The sequence below is a fragment of the Streptomyces sp. NPDC004658 genome (genome assembly GCF_040609555.1).
Lineage (GTDB): Bacteria > Actinomycetota > Actinomycetes > Streptomycetales > Streptomycetaceae > Streptomyces.
On record NZ_JBEXKG010000030.1, the window covers coordinates 28,287 to 43,681 of the forward strand.

Annotated in this window: 12 protein-coding genes; 1 reads left to right on the top strand and 11 read right to left on the bottom strand. The window is 73.4% G+C overall.

Annotation, left to right across the window (positions count from 1 at the left end):
* Window positions 1-8 precede the first annotated feature (8 nt).
* From ABZV94_RS13735 to ABZV94_RS13770, 8 genes are all read right to left on the bottom strand, one after another.
* Window positions 9-563, bottom strand: a complete 555-nt coding sequence (locus tag ABZV94_RS13735) for an AAA family ATPase (RefSeq protein WP_356340433.1) — start codon at window positions 561-563, stop codon at window positions 9-11.
* A gap of 27 nt (window positions 564-590) precedes the next feature.
* Complete coding sequence (locus ABZV94_RS13740) at window positions 591-719, bottom strand: hypothetical protein (protein WP_268252813.1); 129 nt, start codon at window positions 717-719, stop codon at window positions 591-593.
* Window positions 716-3,025 (bottom strand): molybdopterin cofactor-binding domain-containing protein, encoded by a 2,310-nt coding sequence (locus tag ABZV94_RS13745; protein ID WP_356340434.1) that lies wholly within the window; start codon window positions 3,023-3,025, stop codon window positions 716-718. Before ABZV94_RS13745 ends, ABZV94_RS13740 begins: the two co-directional genes overlap by 4 nt.
* Window positions 3,022-4,959: a 2Fe-2S iron-sulfur cluster-binding protein gene (locus ABZV94_RS13750; protein WP_356340436.1), complete on the bottom strand. Its 1,938-nt coding sequence runs from the start codon at window positions 4,957-4,959 to the stop codon at window positions 3,022-3,024. Before ABZV94_RS13750 ends, ABZV94_RS13745 begins: the two co-directional genes overlap by 4 nt.
* A complete protein-coding gene (locus ABZV94_RS13755; protein WP_356340437.1) occupies window positions 4,956-5,849 on the bottom strand; it encodes an FAD binding domain-containing protein in 894 nt (297 codons plus the stop codon). The genes ABZV94_RS13750 and ABZV94_RS13755 overlap by 4 nt, the downstream gene beginning before the upstream one ends.
* Window positions 5,850-6,105: 256 nt before the next feature.
* Window positions 6,106-7,740, bottom strand: coding sequence for a beta-N-acetylhexosaminidase (locus ABZV94_RS13760; RefSeq protein WP_356340439.1), 1,635 nt, complete (start codon window positions 7,738-7,740; stop codon window positions 6,106-6,108).
* A 205-nt stretch (window positions 7,741-7,945) separates the two neighbouring features.
* On the bottom strand, window positions 7,946-8,227 hold the full coding sequence (locus ABZV94_RS13765; protein WP_030651613.1) for a DUF3039 domain-containing protein: 282 nt from the start codon (window positions 8,225-8,227) through the stop codon (window positions 7,946-7,948).
* Between the two features lie 29 nt (window positions 8,228-8,256).
* On the bottom strand, window positions 8,257-8,829 hold the full coding sequence (locus tag ABZV94_RS13770) for a YqgE/AlgH family protein (protein ID WP_356340440.1): 573 nt from the start codon (window positions 8,827-8,829) through the stop codon (window positions 8,257-8,259).
* Between the two features lie 278 nt (window positions 8,830-9,107).
* Here ABZV94_RS13770 and murA point away from each other — a divergent pair, with 278 nt between their 5' ends.
* Window positions 9,108-10,448: a UDP-N-acetylglucosamine 1-carboxyvinyltransferase gene (gene murA, locus ABZV94_RS13775; RefSeq protein ID WP_356340441.1), complete on the top strand. Its 1,341-nt coding sequence runs from the start codon at window positions 9,108-9,110 to the stop codon at window positions 10,446-10,448.
* Between the two features lie 181 nt (window positions 10,449-10,629).
* Here the strand turns inward: murA and ABZV94_RS13780 are convergent, their stop codons facing one another.
* From ABZV94_RS13780 to ABZV94_RS13790, 3 genes are all read right to left on the bottom strand, one after another.
* Window positions 10,630-10,911, bottom strand: a complete 282-nt coding sequence (locus ABZV94_RS13780; protein WP_014673024.1) for an HU family DNA-binding protein — start codon at window positions 10,909-10,911, stop codon at window positions 10,630-10,632.
* 322 nt (window positions 10,912-11,233) lie between these two features.
* Window positions 11,234-12,649: an NAD-dependent malic enzyme gene (locus tag ABZV94_RS13785; RefSeq protein ID WP_356340443.1), complete on the bottom strand. Its 1,416-nt coding sequence runs from the start codon at window positions 12,647-12,649 to the stop codon at window positions 11,234-11,236.
* A 377-nt stretch (window positions 12,650-13,026) separates the two neighbouring features.
* Entirely contained in the window at window positions 13,027-15,375 is a 2,349-nt protein-coding gene (locus ABZV94_RS13790; protein WP_356340444.1) for a UvrD-helicase domain-containing protein, read from the bottom strand.
* Window positions 15,376-15,395: the final 20 nt, after the last annotated feature.

A 15,395-nucleotide genomic window follows, 5' to 3' on the forward strand; every position in this document is an offset into this window, starting at 1 on the left:
GAAGGACGTCAGGCGACCCGCGCCCGTTGCGCGTCCGCGAGAATCGCCTCCACCGTCTCCTGCGGCGTCCAGCCGGACGTGTCCAGCCAGAGGCCGATGCGCGGGGTCCGCAGGCGCAGTTCCTCGTCCAGGGCGGTCACGGTCCACCCGCCGCCGTATCCGGTCTTCGCCCGGCCCGCCTCGCGGGCCGCGACCTGCGCCGCACCGGGCGCGAGGACCACCACGTGCAGGGGTCGGGTGCGGACCAGGCCGACGTACGCCCGCAGGTGCTCGCCCAGGACGACGTCCTGCACCACCGCGGTGAAGCCCGCCGCCGCGTACCCGTCCGCCGTCGCCGCCGACAGCCGGTACCGCAGCCGCAGTTGGGCCACGGCCTCCGCGCCCGCCCCGGACGCGTGCTCCCCGTCGTTCCCCGGACCGTACTCCGCCCGCCCCGACACGATCATCCGGCGGAACGCGTCGCCCCGGACGTGCGCGGCGCGCGGCAGCGCCTCCGCCAGGCGCTGGGCCACCGTCGACTTGCCCGCCGCCATCACCCCGGTGACCAGGACCACACCGTCCATCAGGCCGCGTCCATCGAGCCGGGTCCCTCAGGTGAAGTAGATCCCGCCGAGGACCACGGCCAGCGCCGCGACCACGAACAGCAGGATCCACAGGAACAACTTGCCCACGCCCGGCGCGGGTTCGTAGCGCGGCTCCTCGGGCGGTGGCGTGCTCACCGGTCCGTCACCACCGCCGCCTGCGGGCGGATCGGGAGCCGGTTGACCGGGCGGCCGGTGGCGGCGCGGACGGCGGAGGCGATGGCCGCCGGGGCCGTGACCACCGGGACCGCGCTGACGGACTTGGCGCCGAAGGGGGCCACCACGTCCCGCTCCTCCACCAGTTTCACGATCCGGATGTCGGGTGCGTCCAGGGCGGTCGGCAGGGCGTAGCCGGTCAGGTCGGGGTGGCGGATGAGGCCGCGGGGCGTGCGCAGGTTCTCGGTGAGGGCGATGCCCACGCCCTGGGTGACGCCCGCCTCGATGCGCGCGGCCAGTTGCGCCGGGTTCAGCACCCGGCCGACGTCCTGGGCGACCGCCAGTTCCACCACCCGGACCGAGCCCAGCTCGACGTCGACGTCGACCACGGCGCGGATCGCGCAGAAGGCGAGGCCCACGAACGCGTCGCCCTGGCCGGAGGCGTCCAGGGGCTCGGTCGGATGCGGACGGCACTGGGCGGTGGCCCACAGCTCCTTGCCCTCCATCGCCTCCGCGACGGTGGTCGACAGCACGCCGTCGTACGACGTGATCTTGCCGTCCGTGATCTGGAGCAGCTCGGTGGACATGCCGAACTTGTGCGCCAGTGGCTGGAGCAGTTGCGTGCGGACCATCTTGGCCGCCCGCTCCACCGCGCCGCCCGACACCCAGGTGTGCCGGCCCCGGCAGCCCGCGCCGGCCGGCGGCTGGTCGGTGTCGACGGGGGCGACGTGGACCTCCTCGACGCCGAGGGTCTCCTGCACGATCTGCCGGGCCAGGGTGGTGAAACCCTGCCCGGTCTCCACGGCGGCGCACAGCACGGTCGCGATGCCGTCGTGGACCTTGACCGTCGCGGTCGACACCTCGTCGGCGCCCTCCGCGCCGAGCATGTGGACCATGCCCAGGCCGTAGCCGACGCCCCGGCGCACCGCGCCCGGCTCGCCCGCGCCCTCGGGGCCGCCGGGCAGCAGCCACTCCTCCTCGGGGGTGTCCTTCGGCAGCGCCGGGAGCGGGAAGTCCCGTACCGCCTGGAGGAGTTCGGCGACCGGGGCCGGGCAGGTCACGGTCTGGCCGATCGGGAGGACGTCGCCGGTGGCGAGGACGTTGCGCAGCCGCACGTCCGCCGGGTCCAGGCCCAGCTTCTTCGCCAGCTTGTCCATCTGCGCCTCGTAGGCGGCGCACACCTGCATGGCGCCCTCGCCGCGCACGTGGCCGGAGGGCGGGTTGTTGGTGCGGACGGCCCAGCCCTCGATGAAGGCGTTGGGGACGACGTACGGGCCGCAGGCGAAGGAGACGGCGGCGGCCAGGGCGTCGGAGGACGTGTCGGCGTACGCGCCCGCGTCCAGCAGGATCTGCGCCTCGACCTTCACCAGCCTGCCCTCGGCGTCGGCGTGGTGGCGGTAGCGCAGCAGGGTGGGGTGCCGGTGGGCGTGGCCGAGGAAGGACTCCTCGCGGGTCGCCGTCAGTTTCACCGGGCAGCCGGTCTTCAGGGCGAGCAGGCCGAGCGGGAGCTGGAAGCCCTGGTCCTCGCGGTCGGCCGTGGCGCCGGGCACCCCGGTGACGACGATCTTCACCCGATCGGGGGACAGGCCGTAGCAGGCTGCGGCCGTGTTGCGGTCGGTGTGGGGGTCGGTGGAGGCCAGGTAGAGCTCCACCCCGCCGTCCGGGCGCGGTACGGCGAGACCGGCCTCGGCGCCGATCGGGGCCGGGTCCTGGCGGCCGATCCGGTACAGGCCCTCGACCACCACCTCGCCGACCGCCTCCGGGTCGCCGTGGCGCAGCGGGATGTGCCGGATCAGGTTGCCGTCGGGGTGCAAGGGCTCGGCCTCGAAGGCCTGTTCCGGGTCGGTCACCGGGTCGAGCACCTCGTACTCGACGATGACGGCGGCGGCGGCCATCCGCGCGGTGTCCGGGTGGTCGGCGGCCACGGCCGCGATGGGCTCGCCGTGGTGGCGCACGACCTCGGAGGCGAACACGGGGCGGTCGGGCGTGCCCCGGCCGTGGCGGGGGGTGCCGGGCACGTCCTCGTGGGTGACGACCGCGCGGACGCCGGGCATCTCGCGCGCGTGGGTGGTGTCGATGGAGACGATGCGCGCGTGCGCGTGCGGGGAGCGCAGGACGGCCGCCCACAGCAGGCCCTCGGCCCACAGGTCGGCCGCGTACGGGAAGGTGCCCTCGGTCTTGGCGCGGGCGTCGGCGTGCGGCAGGGAGGCGCCGAGGCCGTGCGGCAGCTCCTCGGCCGCGGGGGCGGGTTCCGCGGCGGTGGTCGCGGTGCCGGCTTCGTTGCTCACGCCTGGCCTCCGTCCTGGCCGTAGTGCTGGTCGTGCTGGTCGTGCTGTCCCGGCTGCGTCCCGTACGGGTCCGGCGTGTCGTACCGGTCCGGTCCGCCGTACGCGTCGGGCGTGTCGTACGGGTCCTGCCGCTGCGGGGTGTCGAAGGCGCCGGGCGCCTCGAACGCCGACGGGTGGACACCGCCGGAGCCGGGGCCCGCCTGGTGCGGGATGCGGGCCTCGTCCGCGTCCGTGCCGGGGCCGGCGTGGGACGCCTCGCGCTCGGCGACGACCTCCTTGACGGCCTCCAGGACGCCCCGGTAGCCCGAGCAGCGGCACAGGTTGCCGCACAGGGCCTGCCGGGTCTCCAGCTCGGTCGGCGCCGGGTTGCCCTCCAGCAGGTCGTGCACGGTCATCGCCATGCCGGGCACGCAGAAACCGCACTGCACGGCTCCGCAGCGGGCGAGCGCGCGCTGTACGTCGGAGGGCTGTCCGTCCTCGGCCAGGCCCTCGACCGTCCGCACCTCGCTGCCGGCCGCGGTGACCGCCGGGACCAGGCAGGAGGCCACCAGACGGCCGTCGACCTGGACGTTGCAGGCGCCGCACTCGCCCTGGGAGCAGCCGTCCTTGGCGCCCGCGAGGCCGAGCCGCTCGCGCAGCACGTACAGCAGGGACTCGCCGATCCAGGCGTCGGTGACGGGGCGGTCGGTGCCGTTGACGCGCAGGACGTAGGAGGCGAGCGGGTGGTCGTCGTGCGGCGGGAGGGGTACGGCGGTCTCCTCCGCCTCCTCTTGCGCTCCGGTGCCTTCGGCGGGATCGCCGGTCGTGGACGCGTCGGCGGGGTCGGGCGGGGAGTCGGACGTGCCGGGGGCCGCGGGGTCGGCCGGGGCCGCCGGTGCCTCCTGCTCGGCCGTGTCCGGCGCCGTGGCGGGCTGGGACGCGGCCGCCGGGCCCGCCGGGTCCTCTCGGTCCGCCGGGGCGTCAGCGGGGCGTTCAGCGGTCTCTGCGGCGTCCTGGGTGTCGCCTTCCGGCGCTGCGGCGGGCTCGGCCGACTCCCGCGCCGGCGCAGCCGGTTCGGCGGGCGCGGCGGAAGCGGCCGTACCGCCGGACGTGCCGGCGTCGGGGGCACCGGGGTGACCGGCCTCCTGGCGACCGGCTCCGTCGTGGCCGCCGTCGTCCTGGCCGGCGTGCCCGTGACCGGCGTCCGTGCGACCGGCCGGGCCGTGCCCGTAGCCGTCCTCCGGAACGTATGCCTCCGCGACGCCGTACCCGTCCTGCGAGCCGTACGCGCCCTCGGCGCCGTACGGCTCCTCCGGCCCGTACCCGTCGCCCGCGCCGTACGCGTCCGGCTCGCCCGCCGGCGCGTCCGCCTGCTCGCCCCCGGAGGGGTACGCGTGGCCCGTGCCGTCCGTCGCCCAGGGGGCCGGCGCGCCGCCGGGCAGCGTGGCGGGCGGTGCGGCGCCCCACTGCTCGACCAGCGAGGACGTGGTGAACTCGCCCGACTCGTCCGGAAGGTCGCCCCCGGCGACGGGGATCGACCACTGCCCGGTGACGTCGTGCCCCGGGGCGGGCGGTGCGGCGGGCTCCTCGAAGGTCCAGTGCTGGGTGGCGGCGGGCTGGTAGGTGAACCGGTCGTCCGCGGCGTGCGCGGGGGCCGGCGCCGCGTTCGGGTCCGGCCACCGGCCGCCGCCGTCGGGCGCGGGCCACGTGCCCGGGGTGCCGCCGGTGTGCGTGCCGTCGGTGTGCGTGCCGTCGGTGTGCGCGGCCGTTATCCGCGGCGGCACGTAGCCGTGTCCGGGCGCGGCCAGCGGGCTGTCGCCGGACAGCAGGGCGTCGATGCCGCCCTCGGGGAGTTTGACGAAGGCGGTGGCGCCGTCGTCGTAGTCGCCCTGGGGCAGCGGGTCCCAGCGTCCGCCGCCCTGCGGCGTGCCCTCTCCGTGCTGGTCGTCGGTCACGACAGCGCCCTCCCCAGTGCTCGTCGGGCCAGCGCGGCGACGGTGCGCCGCAGGTGCAGTACGGCGGGCGGAAGCGGGGTCACCGAGCCGTCGGGCTCGGGGGCCGGGTCGGGGATGCAGGCCGCGGCGACGTACTCCCCGAAGGCGTGCAGGGCCTCCGGGACGAGGACGCGGTCGTTGTCCCAGTCGATCAGCTGGGCGACCCACTGCTCGGCCTCCAGCGGCCGGAGCGGCATCGGCGCTATGGCTCCCACGGCGCAGCGCACGCCGCGCCGGGCCGGGTCGAGGACGAGGGCCACGGAGGCCAGCGCGCGGCCCGGGCCGGTGCGTCCGGTCGCCTTCAGGAAGACCTGCGGGGCGTGCAGCAGCGGTACGCGCACGTAGCCGATGAGTTCGCCGCCGCGCAGCATCTCCACGCCGGCCAGCAGGTGCGACACCGGGATCTCCCGGCGGGCTCCGCCCGGGCCCGCGATGATCAGCGTCGCTTCCAGGGCGGCCAGCACCGGCAGCGCGTCCCCGGTGGGGGCGGCGGAGGCGATGTTGCCGCCCAGGGTGCCCGCGTTGCGGATGTGCGGCGGGCCCGCGGCGCGCGCGGCGGCGGCGAGCGCCGGGATCAGGGCCGCGAAGTCGGGGCGGCCCATGCGCGCGTGCGTGAGGCCGGCGCCGAGCAGCGCGTGGCCGTCCTGGTACTGCCAGCCGCGGATCTCGCTGATCCGGCCGAGGCCCACCAGCGCGGCGGGCCGGAGCTGGCCGGAGTTGACGGCGGCCATCAGGTCGGTGCCGCCCGCGACGGGGACCGCGGTGGGCATGGCGGCGAGGGCCGCCACGGCCTCGTCCAGCGTCGTGGGCAACGTGACGGCCTGCGCCGTCTGCGGTGCGTGCGTGGTCAAACCGGCTGCCCCTTCCCGCTGCCCCACCTGGTCCCGCCTGTGTTGCCGTACGGTACGTGCTGACAGGGCGGACGACGCAACTCTGGCACATCTTCGCAACGCCCGAACGCGGGGGTCCGCTAGGAGGCATTCGCCCGCCTCACCAGGGAGATGGTCCGTTTTCGCACGGCATCACCGGTGTGCACGGATTGCCACTCTTCGGTGATGCTGCCGGGGTTTTTCCGTTGCCCGTTCGGGGCCGGCCCGGTCCCGGGCATCACCTGTTCGGGGGCGGCCCCTCGATCGGACGGCCCAGCACGCCGGGGCGCTTCTGCCACGGACGGGGCCCGGCCGGCGGCCGGTAGGCGACACCGAGGGCGTCAAGTCGCCGGTAGTGGGCGGCCATCCGGCGTTCGAATCCGGCGTAGTCCCGGTCCGCGGGGGCGGGCAGCGGGCTCCAGGCGACCTCGGCGAAGGCGGCGAGCCGGGGGAAGGTCTGGTAGTCCACGCGCGCGGTGTCCTCCAGCACCTCGGTCCACACGTTGGCCTGGGTGCCCAGCACGTGCCGGGCCTCCTCCTCGGTGAGCCCGTCCGGCACGGGCTCGAACCGGTAGACGTCCTCCAGGGTGCGCACGAAGCCGATCGGCACGGGCTCGTCGTCGCCCGGGGCCTGACGGTGGTCCAGGTACACGTACTGCTCGGGGCACATGACCACGTCGTGACCGGCCCGCGCGGCGGCGACGCCGCCCCCGTAGCCGCGCCAGGAGGAGACGGCGGCGCCGGGTGCGAGGCCGCCCTCCAGGATCTCGTCCCAGCCGATGAGGCGGCGCCCGCGCGCGGCGAGCCAGGCGTCGAAGTGCCCGATGAACCAGGACTGGAGCTCGTCCTCGTCGGCGAGGCCGAGGTCGGTGATGCGGGTCTTGGCGGTGACGGACTCGGCCCACTGCTCCTTGCGGCACTCGTCGCCGCCGACGTGGACGAACTCCGAGAAGGCGCCGGCGTCCGCGGGGAACAGCTCCAGGACCTCCTCGAACACCCCTTCGTAGAACCGCAGGGTGGCGTCGGTGGGGGCCAGTACGTTGGACGAGATGCCCCAGGTGTCCCAGACGGAGAGCGCGGTGGTGTCGACGACGTCGGTGTTGCCGAGTTCGGGGTACGCGGCGATGGCGGCCTGCGAGTGGCCGGGCACGTCGATCTCGGGGACGACGCTGATGTACCGCTCGGCGGCGTAGGCGACGATCTCGCGGATGTCGTCCTGGGTGTAGTAACCCCCGTGGGGTTTCTCCTCCCACAGCGGTGACGCCCGGTGGCCGAATTTCGTCCGTGTGCGCCAGGAGGCGATCTCGGTCAGCCGGGGATAGCGCTTGATCTCGATGCGCCAGCCCTGGTCGTCCGTCAGGTGCAGGTGCAGGACGTTGAGTTTGTGCGCGGCCATCAGGTCCAGATAGCGCAGCACGCCCTCCTTGGGCATGAAGTGCCGGGCGACGTCGAGGAGCAGACCGCGCCAGCGGAACCGGGGGGCGTCCTCGATGACCTGGTACGGGACGCCGAGGGCGGTGCCGGGGCGTACGGGGGCGCGCCGGAAGGCGTCGGGGCCGAGCAGCTGGCGCAGGGTCTGCGCGCCCCAGAACACGCCGGCGGGCCCGCCGCCGCGGATCTCCACGCCCCGGTCGCCGGCACCGAGCCGGTACGCCTCCGGTCCGAGCGTGTCGTCCAGCAGCAGCCGCACGCCGTCGGGTGCGTCCCGCGGCCCCGGGCGCAGCGGCAGGCCGAGGGCCGTGCCGAGGGTGGCGCGCAGCCAGCGTTCGGTGCGCTCGGTGCCCGGACCGGCCCACAGGGTGGTCCCGGGGCCGAAGGGTACGGCGGACCCCGTCGGGCCCTCGATCGCGCGCGGCGCCGGAATCAGTTCCACGACATCAGCCCCTCCCGCGTCGCGTGTCACGCAACGCTCCTGCCGCGCCGCACCACGCACGCACCGTCGCCTCGCAGGCTAGGGACTGCGCGGGCACCCCACAAGAGGTCTGGACCACTCGGCGGCCGGAAAACGCGGAGATCCCCGGGACGCGCCTGGCGCGCGCCCCGGGGATCTCACCGTCCGCGGGCGGAAGGGATGCGGCCTACTTGTCGCCGCCCTTGCCCTCGTCGCCGCCGCTGCCCATGGACTCGTAGATCTCCTTGCACATGGGGCAGACGGGGTACTTCTTCGGGTCGCGGCCGGGCACCCAGACCTTGCCGCACAGCGCCACGACGGGGGTCCCGTCGAGGGCGCTCGCCATGATCTTGTCCTTCTGGACGTAGTGGGCGAAGCGCTCGTGGTCGCCGTCGCCGTGGGACACCTGTGGCGTCGGCTCTACGAGGGTCCCCGTACCAGTCCCGCGCTCGGGCTCAAGAGTGCTCATATCAGCAAGGGTACTGAAGCTCACAGGCATCAGTTGAGCGAAGGGTCGTCCGGATACGTGGCCACCATCGCCAGCTCGTTGCGCTGGCGGCGCAGCACCTCGCGCCAGAGTCTCTGCGGGGCCGGGGAGGACACGTCGCCCGGCTCGGACTCGACGACGTACCAGGCGCCCTCCACCAGCTCGTCCTCCAGCTGGCCCGGGCCCCAGCCGGCGTACCCGGCGAAGATCCTCAGGGAGCCGACGGCGGAGGCGAGCAGTTCCGGCGGCGCCTCCAGGTCGACCAGTCCGATCGCGCCGTGCACCCGCCGCCAGCCGAGCGGCGCGCCGTCCCCGTTCGCGCCGCCGGGGATCACGGCGACGCCGAGCGCCGAGTCCAGCGAGACGGGGCCGCCCTGGAAGACGACGCCGGGCTCGCCGGCGAGGTCGGCCCAGTCCTCCAGGATGTCGCCGACGACCACCGGGGTGGGCCGGTTGAGGACGACACCGAGGGAGCCCTCCTCGTCGTGGTCGAGAAGGAGCACCACCGCACGGTCGAAGTTCGGGTCCGCCAGGGCGGGGGTGGCCACGAGCAGCCGCCCTGTGAGCGAGGACACCTCGGTCATGCCAGACATGATCCCGCATCTTCCCCCGGTGTGGGGAGCCAATCGGGGGCACGGGAGTGAAGGCAGCTCAGGGCGTACGGGAGCGGCCCCGGCGCACGTCCCCGCGCCGGTGACCCCATGTGCCCGGCAGGGAACCGTTCGTGTTGTGACACAGCTATGACGCGACTGGGCGGTCCTTGGGCTTACGGGCGGGGGGTGATCGGCGATTACCCTGTCTTCCCGGCCCGTGCGCACACTGATCGGCCGGCCCCTGACCAACTCATCGGAACGCGAGATTCATGACCGTCAACGACGATGTCCTGCTTGTCCACGGCGGAACCCCGCTGGAGGGCGAGATCCGTGTCCGCGGTGCGAAGAACCTCGTGCCGAAGGCCATGGTCGCCGCCCTGCTGGGCAGCGAGCCGAGCCGACTGCGCAATGTTCCGGACATCCGTGACGTGCGGGTCGTCCGCGGCCTGCTCCAGCTGCACGGGGTGACGGTCCGTCCGGGCGAGGAGCCCGGCGAGCTGGTGCTCGACCCGACGCGGGTCGAGAGCGCCAACGTGGCTGACATCGATGCCCACGCGGGTTCCAGCCGCATCCCGATCCTCTTCTGCGGCCCGCTGCTGCACCGCCTCGGCCACGCCTTCATCCCGGGCCTCGGCGGCTGCGACATCGGCGGCCGGCCCATCGACTTCCACTTCGACGTGCTGCGCCAGTTCGGCGCGACCATCGAGAAGCGGGCCGACGGGCAGTACCTGGAGGCCCCGCAGCGGCTGCGCGGCACGAAGATCCACCTGCCGTACCCGTCCGTCGGCGCGACCGAGCAGGTGCTGCTGACGGCCGTACTGGCCGAAGGCGTCACGGAGTTGTCCAACGCGGCCGTCGAGCCGGAGATCGAGGACCTCATCTGCGTGCTGCAGAAGATGGGCGCGATCATCGCGATGGACACCGACCGCACGATCCGCGTCACGGGTGTGGAGAAGCTCGGCGGTTACACCCACCGTGCCCTTCCGGACCGCCTGGAGGCCGCGTCCTGGGCCTCCGCGGCCCTCGCGACCAACGGCAACATCTACGTCCGCGGCGCCCAGCAGCGCTCGATGATGACGTTCCTGAACACCTACCGGAAGGTGGGCGGTGCCTTCGAGATCGACGACGAGGGCATCCGGTTCTGGCACCCGGGCGGCCAGCTGAAGTCCATCGCGCTGGAGACGGACGTCCACCCCGGCTTCCAGACCGACTGGCAGCAGCCGCTGGTGGTGGCCCTGACCCAGGCCACGGGCCTGTCCATCATCCACGAGACGGTGTACGAGTCCCGTCTCGGCTTCACCTCCGCGCTGAACCAGATGGGCGCCCACATCCAGCTCTACCGCGAGTGCCTGGGCGGCTCCGCCTGCCGCTTCGGCGCGCGGAACTTCCTGCACTCCGCAGTCGTCTCGGGCCCCACCAAGCTCCAGGGCGCCGACCTGGTCATCCCGGACCTGCGCGGCGGCTTCTCGTACCTCATCGCCGCCCTGGCGGCCGAGGGCACGTCCCGTGTCCACGGCATCGACCTGATCAACCGCGGCTACGAGAACTTCATGGAGAAGCTCGTGGAACTGGGAGCGAAGGTCGAGCTGCCCGGCAAGGCGCTCGGCTAGGCGTCACGCACGACGAAAGGGCGGCCCCCCAGGTGGAGGGGGCCGCCCTTCGGCGTCTTCAGCGGGGTCGCGCCCCGGTAGGGGCGCGGGGAAACTGCGCGACCGGCCAGAGCCGGCCCGCAGTCACCCACGGCGCCTCCGTGCCACGGCGCTCCAGTGGACCGGCGCCGAAGCGGAGGGCTTACTTGCCCTTGGCGGCTTCCTTGAGCTTGGAACCCGCGGTGACCTTCACGCTGAAGCCGGCCGGGATGTTGATGGGCTCGCCGGTCTGCGGGTTGCGCGCGGTGCGAGCGGCACGGTGGGTGCGCTCGAAGGTCAGGAAGCCGGGGATGGTGACCTTCTCGTCGCCCTTGGCGACGATCTCGCCGACGGTCTCGGCGAACGCGGCCAGCACGGCGTCGGCGTCCTTGCGGGTCACCTCGGCGCGGTCGGCCAGCGCGGCCACCAGCTCACTGCGGTTCATGTTGTTACTCCCGTATTTTTCTTGCCGTTGGGGTGTGCCACGCGGCGGAGCCGCCCGAGGCACTGCGATGCCGATGCGCTCGCGCCCTTGGGGGTGCCCCCTGGGACGAAGTCCCTGAGGGAGCATCCTGCCCCTACCTGCGGCGGGAAAGCCAATCCGGCACCCGTAGGAGTCGTGAGAACACCCTGGGGAGTCGCACGAAAAGCGCCTGCTCGGCCGTCACCCTAGAGCGCGCCCGGCATCATGGGGTTCCACGACGCGCCGGTGCGGGGGGCCGCCGTGGTGATGCTCACAGCCCCCTGCACATTACGACACGCCCTGATCAGACGGTCGCCCCGGCCGCCCTGGCGGCCTCGCGGACCGCCCCGGCCACGGCGCCGGCGACCTTGTCGTTGAAGACGCTCGGGACGATGTAGTTGGGGTTCAGCTCGTCCTCGGTCACCACGTCGGCGAGGGCCTTGGCGGCGGCGAGCATCATCTCGGTGTTGACGGTGCGGGACTGGGCGTCCAGCAGGCCGCGGAAGACGCCCGGGAAGACCAGCACGTTGTTGATCTGGTTCGGGAAGTCGGAGCGGCCGGTGGCCACGACGGCCGCGGTCTGCCGGGCGATCGCCGGGTCGACCTCGGGGTCGGGGTTCGCGAGCGCGAACACGATGGCACCCTCGGCCATGGCGGCCACGTCGTCGCCGTCCAGGACGTTCGGGGCGGAGACGCCGATGAAGACGTCGGCGCCGCGCACGGCCTCCTTCAGGGTGCCCGTGAGGCCCTCGGGGTTGGTGTTGTCGGCGATCCAGCGCAGCGGCGAGTCGGCCGGGGCGTTCACCAGGTCCTCGCGGCCGGCGTGCACGACCCCGTGGATGTCGGCGACGACGGCGTTCTTCACGCCGGCGGCGATCAGCAGCTTGAGGATGGCCGTGCCGGCCGCGCCCGCGCCGGACATGACGACCCGGATGTTCTCGATCGCCTTGTTCGTGACCCGCAGGGCGTTGGTGAGCGCGGCGAGCACGACGATGGCGGTGCCGTGCTGGTCGTCGTGGAAGACGGGGATGTCGAGGGCCTCGCGCAGCCGGGCCTCGATCTCGAAGCAGCGCGGCGCGGAGATGTCCTCCAGGTTGATGCCGGCGAAGCCGGGGGCGATCGCCTTGACGATCTCCACGATGGCGTCGGTGTCCTGGGTGTCCAGGCAGATCGGCCAGGCGTCGATGCCGGCGAAGCGCTTGAAGAGGGCCGCCTTGCCCTCCATGACGGGCAGCGCGGCCTTGGGGCCGATGTTGCCGAGGCCGAGCACGGCGGAGCCGTCCGTCACGACCGCAACGGAGTTGCGCTTGATGGTGAGGCGGCGGGCGTCCTCGGGGTTCTCGGCGATGGCCATGCAGACCCGGGCCACGCCGGGCGTGTAGACCATGGACAGGTCGTCACGGTTGCGGATGGGGTGCTTCGACGCCATCTCGATCTTGCCGCCGAGGTGCATCAGGAACGTACGGTCCGAGACCTTGCCCAGCGTGACGCCCTCGATGCCGCGCAGCTTCTCGACGATCTCCTCGGCGTGGGCCGTGGAGGTGGCCGCGATGGTCACGTCGATACGGAGCTTCTCGTGACCGGACGCGGTGACGTCGAGGCCGGTCACCGAGCCTCCGGAGGACTCCACGGCGGTGGTGAGCTGCGAGACGGCGGTTCCGCTCGCGGGCACCTCCAGCCGGATCGTCATCGAGTAGGAGACGCTGGGCGCCGTTGCCATGGCCGACTTCCTCTGCTTTCACCGTGTCGCGAGTTGTGCCGTCCGATCGTCGCACCTACCGCTCAGTACGTGGTAGTCGCCCTGGGTTGCGGACGTTTTGTTCACGCGGGTTCCGCGGCGGGTAGCGATTTCGGAAAACGACTTCCACCATACGAGAAACGATCAGTCGAGGAAAGAGGCGCGCGGAGCAAAGAAAGAGACCCACGTCACTGGGGTGACGTGGGTCTCTCACACGTTCATGACACCGACCCGCCATGCTCGCCTCGCGGCAAGTGGTCCCTCTGAGGGACGAAGGTTGGGCCCGGGGGCTTGGATCGGGCCGGTGTCACACCCAGGCTAACAAACGGATCCCGTAAGGCCATTCCCGAACGGGAGGTTCAGTCCCTCAGCAGATCCGGGACCCCCGCCGTGTCCGGCTCGTCCCGCTCCCCCGACACCACCGTCAGCTGCTGGGTGGCCCGGGTCAGCGCCACGTACAGCACCCGCAGGCCGGCCGGCGACTCGTCGGCGATCTCCGCGGGCGAGACGACGACCGTCGCGTCGTACTCCAGGCCCTTGGCCTCCAGGCTGCCGAGGGCCACCACCCGGTCGCCGAGCCCGGCCAGCCAGCGCCGGGCCTCCTCGCGCCGGTTCATCGCGACGACCACGCCGACCGTGCCGTCCACCAGCCCGAGCAGCCGCTCGGCCTCCGCCCGCACGGTCTTCTCCAGCGAGTCGCGTACGACCGTGAAGCGCGGCTCGACGCCGGTGGACCGTACGGCCGACGGGGCCTCGGAGCCGGGCAGGGCGAGCGCCAGCACCTTGGCTGCCAGCTCGGCGATCTCGGCGGGGTTGCGGTAGTTCACGGTGAGCCGGAAGCGGCGCCGGGGCCGGGTGCCGAGGGCCTCGTCGCGGGCCTCGGCCGCCTCGTCCGGGTCGGACCAGGAGGACTGCGCCGGGTCGCCGACGACCGTCCAGGTGGCGTGCCGGCCGCGGCGGCCGACCATGCGCCACTGCATCGGCGTGAGGTCCTGCGCCTCGTCCACGATGACGTGCGCGTACTCGGTGCGCTCCTGCGCCAGCCGCTCGGCCCGCTCCCGCTGCGACTCCTCGCGCACCGGCATCAGCTCCTCCAGGCCGGTGAGCTGGTCCAGCGGGTCCAGCTCCCGCTTCCTGCGCGGCCGGGCCGGGGCGCCGAGGATCGCCTGGAGCTCGTCCAGCATGGCGATGTCGTGCACGGAGTACCCGTCCCGCCTGAGCGAGCGGGCGACCTTGCGGACCTCTCCGGGGTTGAGGATCCGCCGGGCCCAGCGGCCCAGCCGTTTCTCGTCGGCCATGGCGGCGAGCACGGACTTCGGGGTCAGCTCGGGCCACCAGGCGTCGAGGAAGGCGAGGAAGGAGTCCTCGCTCGTGATGTCCTCGTCGAAGGAGGACCGCAGCTCGGCCGCCAGCTCCGGGTCGGTGTGCCGCGAGGCGGCGCCGGAGCGGTCCCACAGGGCGTCCAGCAGCAGCTTGCGGGCGCGCGGGCGGAGCAGGTTGACGGGCGCGGTGCCGCCGAGGGCGGTGCGGCGGATGCGTTCCAGCTCGTCGGCCTCCAGTTCCAGGCGGCGCCCGAAGGCGACGACCCGCAGGCGGCCGGGCGGACCGGTGACCGCCTCCTTCCCCGGCGCGTCGGCAGGAGCGGCGGCCGGCCCCAGCTCCAGGGCGCCCCGGGCGGCCTTCCGGAGCACCTTCAGCATCCGGTACGAGCCCTTGGCGCGGGCCACGGCCGGGGAGTCGTACAGCGTGGCCTCCGCGCCGTCGACCAGCGAGCCGATCGCGCGGATGGCCACCTGGCCCTCCTCGCCGAGCGAGGGCAGCACGCCCTCGGTGTAGGCGACGAGCAGCGGGGTCGGGGAGACGATGAGGATGCCGCCCGCGTAGCGTCTGCGGTCCTGGTAGAGCAGGTAGGCGGCGCGGTGCAGCGCGACGGCGGTCTTGCCGGTGCCCGGGCCGCCCTCCACGTAGGTGATGGAGGCGGCGGGGGCCCGGATGACCATGTCCTGCTCGGCCTGGATGGACGAGACGATGTCCCGCATGGTGTGCCCGCGGGCCTGGCCGAGCGCGGCCATCAGGGCGCCGTCGCCGATCACGGGCAGTTGGTGGCCGTCGAGGAAGGCCGTCAGCTCCGGCCGCATCAGGTCGTCCTCCACGCCGAGGACCCGCCGGCCCTTGGAGCGGATGACCCGGCGCCGTACCACCCGGCCCGGCTCCACGGGCGTGGCCCGGTAGAAGGGGGCGGCGGCGGGGGCCCTCCAGTCGATGACCAGCGGGGAGTAGTCCTCGTCCAGGACGCCGATACGGCCGATGTGCAGCGTTTCGGCGATGTCGGCGGTGTTGTCCGGCCGTACGGCCCCCTCCGCCGGTTCGACCGCCGTGTAGGCGCCGTCGGGCCCCTTCTTGCCGTCCTTGCCGAGCAGCAGGTCGATCCGGCCGAAGAGGAAGTCCTCGAACTCGTTGTTCAGCCGGTTCAGGTGGATACCGGCCCGGAAGACCTGCGCGTCCCGCTCGGCGAGCGCGCCCGGGGTGCCGACCTGGCCGCGCTTGGCCGCGTCGTGCATCAGGAACTCCGCCTCGTGGATCTTCTCCTCCAGGCGCTGGTACACCCGGTCCAGGTGTTCCTGCTCGACGCTGATCTCTCGGTCGCGGACGGAATCCTGTGCGTCGTGTACCGAGCCGACCGCGGACTGCTGAACCTGAGCGGCCACCGGGCCCCCTTCTGACGTGC

Coding starts and splice junctions, on each gene's coding strand:
- ABZV94_RS13735 (WP_356340433.1), bottom strand. CDS start 563: ATGGACGGTGTGGTCCTGGTCACCGGGGTGATGGCGGCGGGCAAGTCG.
- ABZV94_RS13765 (WP_030651613.1), bottom strand. CDS start 8,227: ATGAGCACTCTTGAGCCCGAGCGCGGGACTGGTACGGGGACCCTCGTA.
- ABZV94_RS13770 (WP_356340440.1), bottom strand. CDS start 8,829: ATGACCGAGGTGTCCTCGCTCACAGGGCGGCTGCTCGTGGCCACCCCC.
- murA (WP_356340441.1), top strand. CDS start 9,108: ATGACCGTCAACGACGATGTCCTGCTTGTCCACGGCGGAACCCCGCTG.
- ABZV94_RS13780 (WP_014673024.1), bottom strand. CDS start 10,911: ATGAACCGCAGTGAGCTGGTGGCCGCGCTGGCCGACCGCGCCGAGGTG.
- ABZV94_RS13785 (WP_356340443.1), bottom strand. CDS start 12,649: ATGGCAACGGCGCCCAGCGTCTCCTACTCGATGACGATCCGGCTGGAG.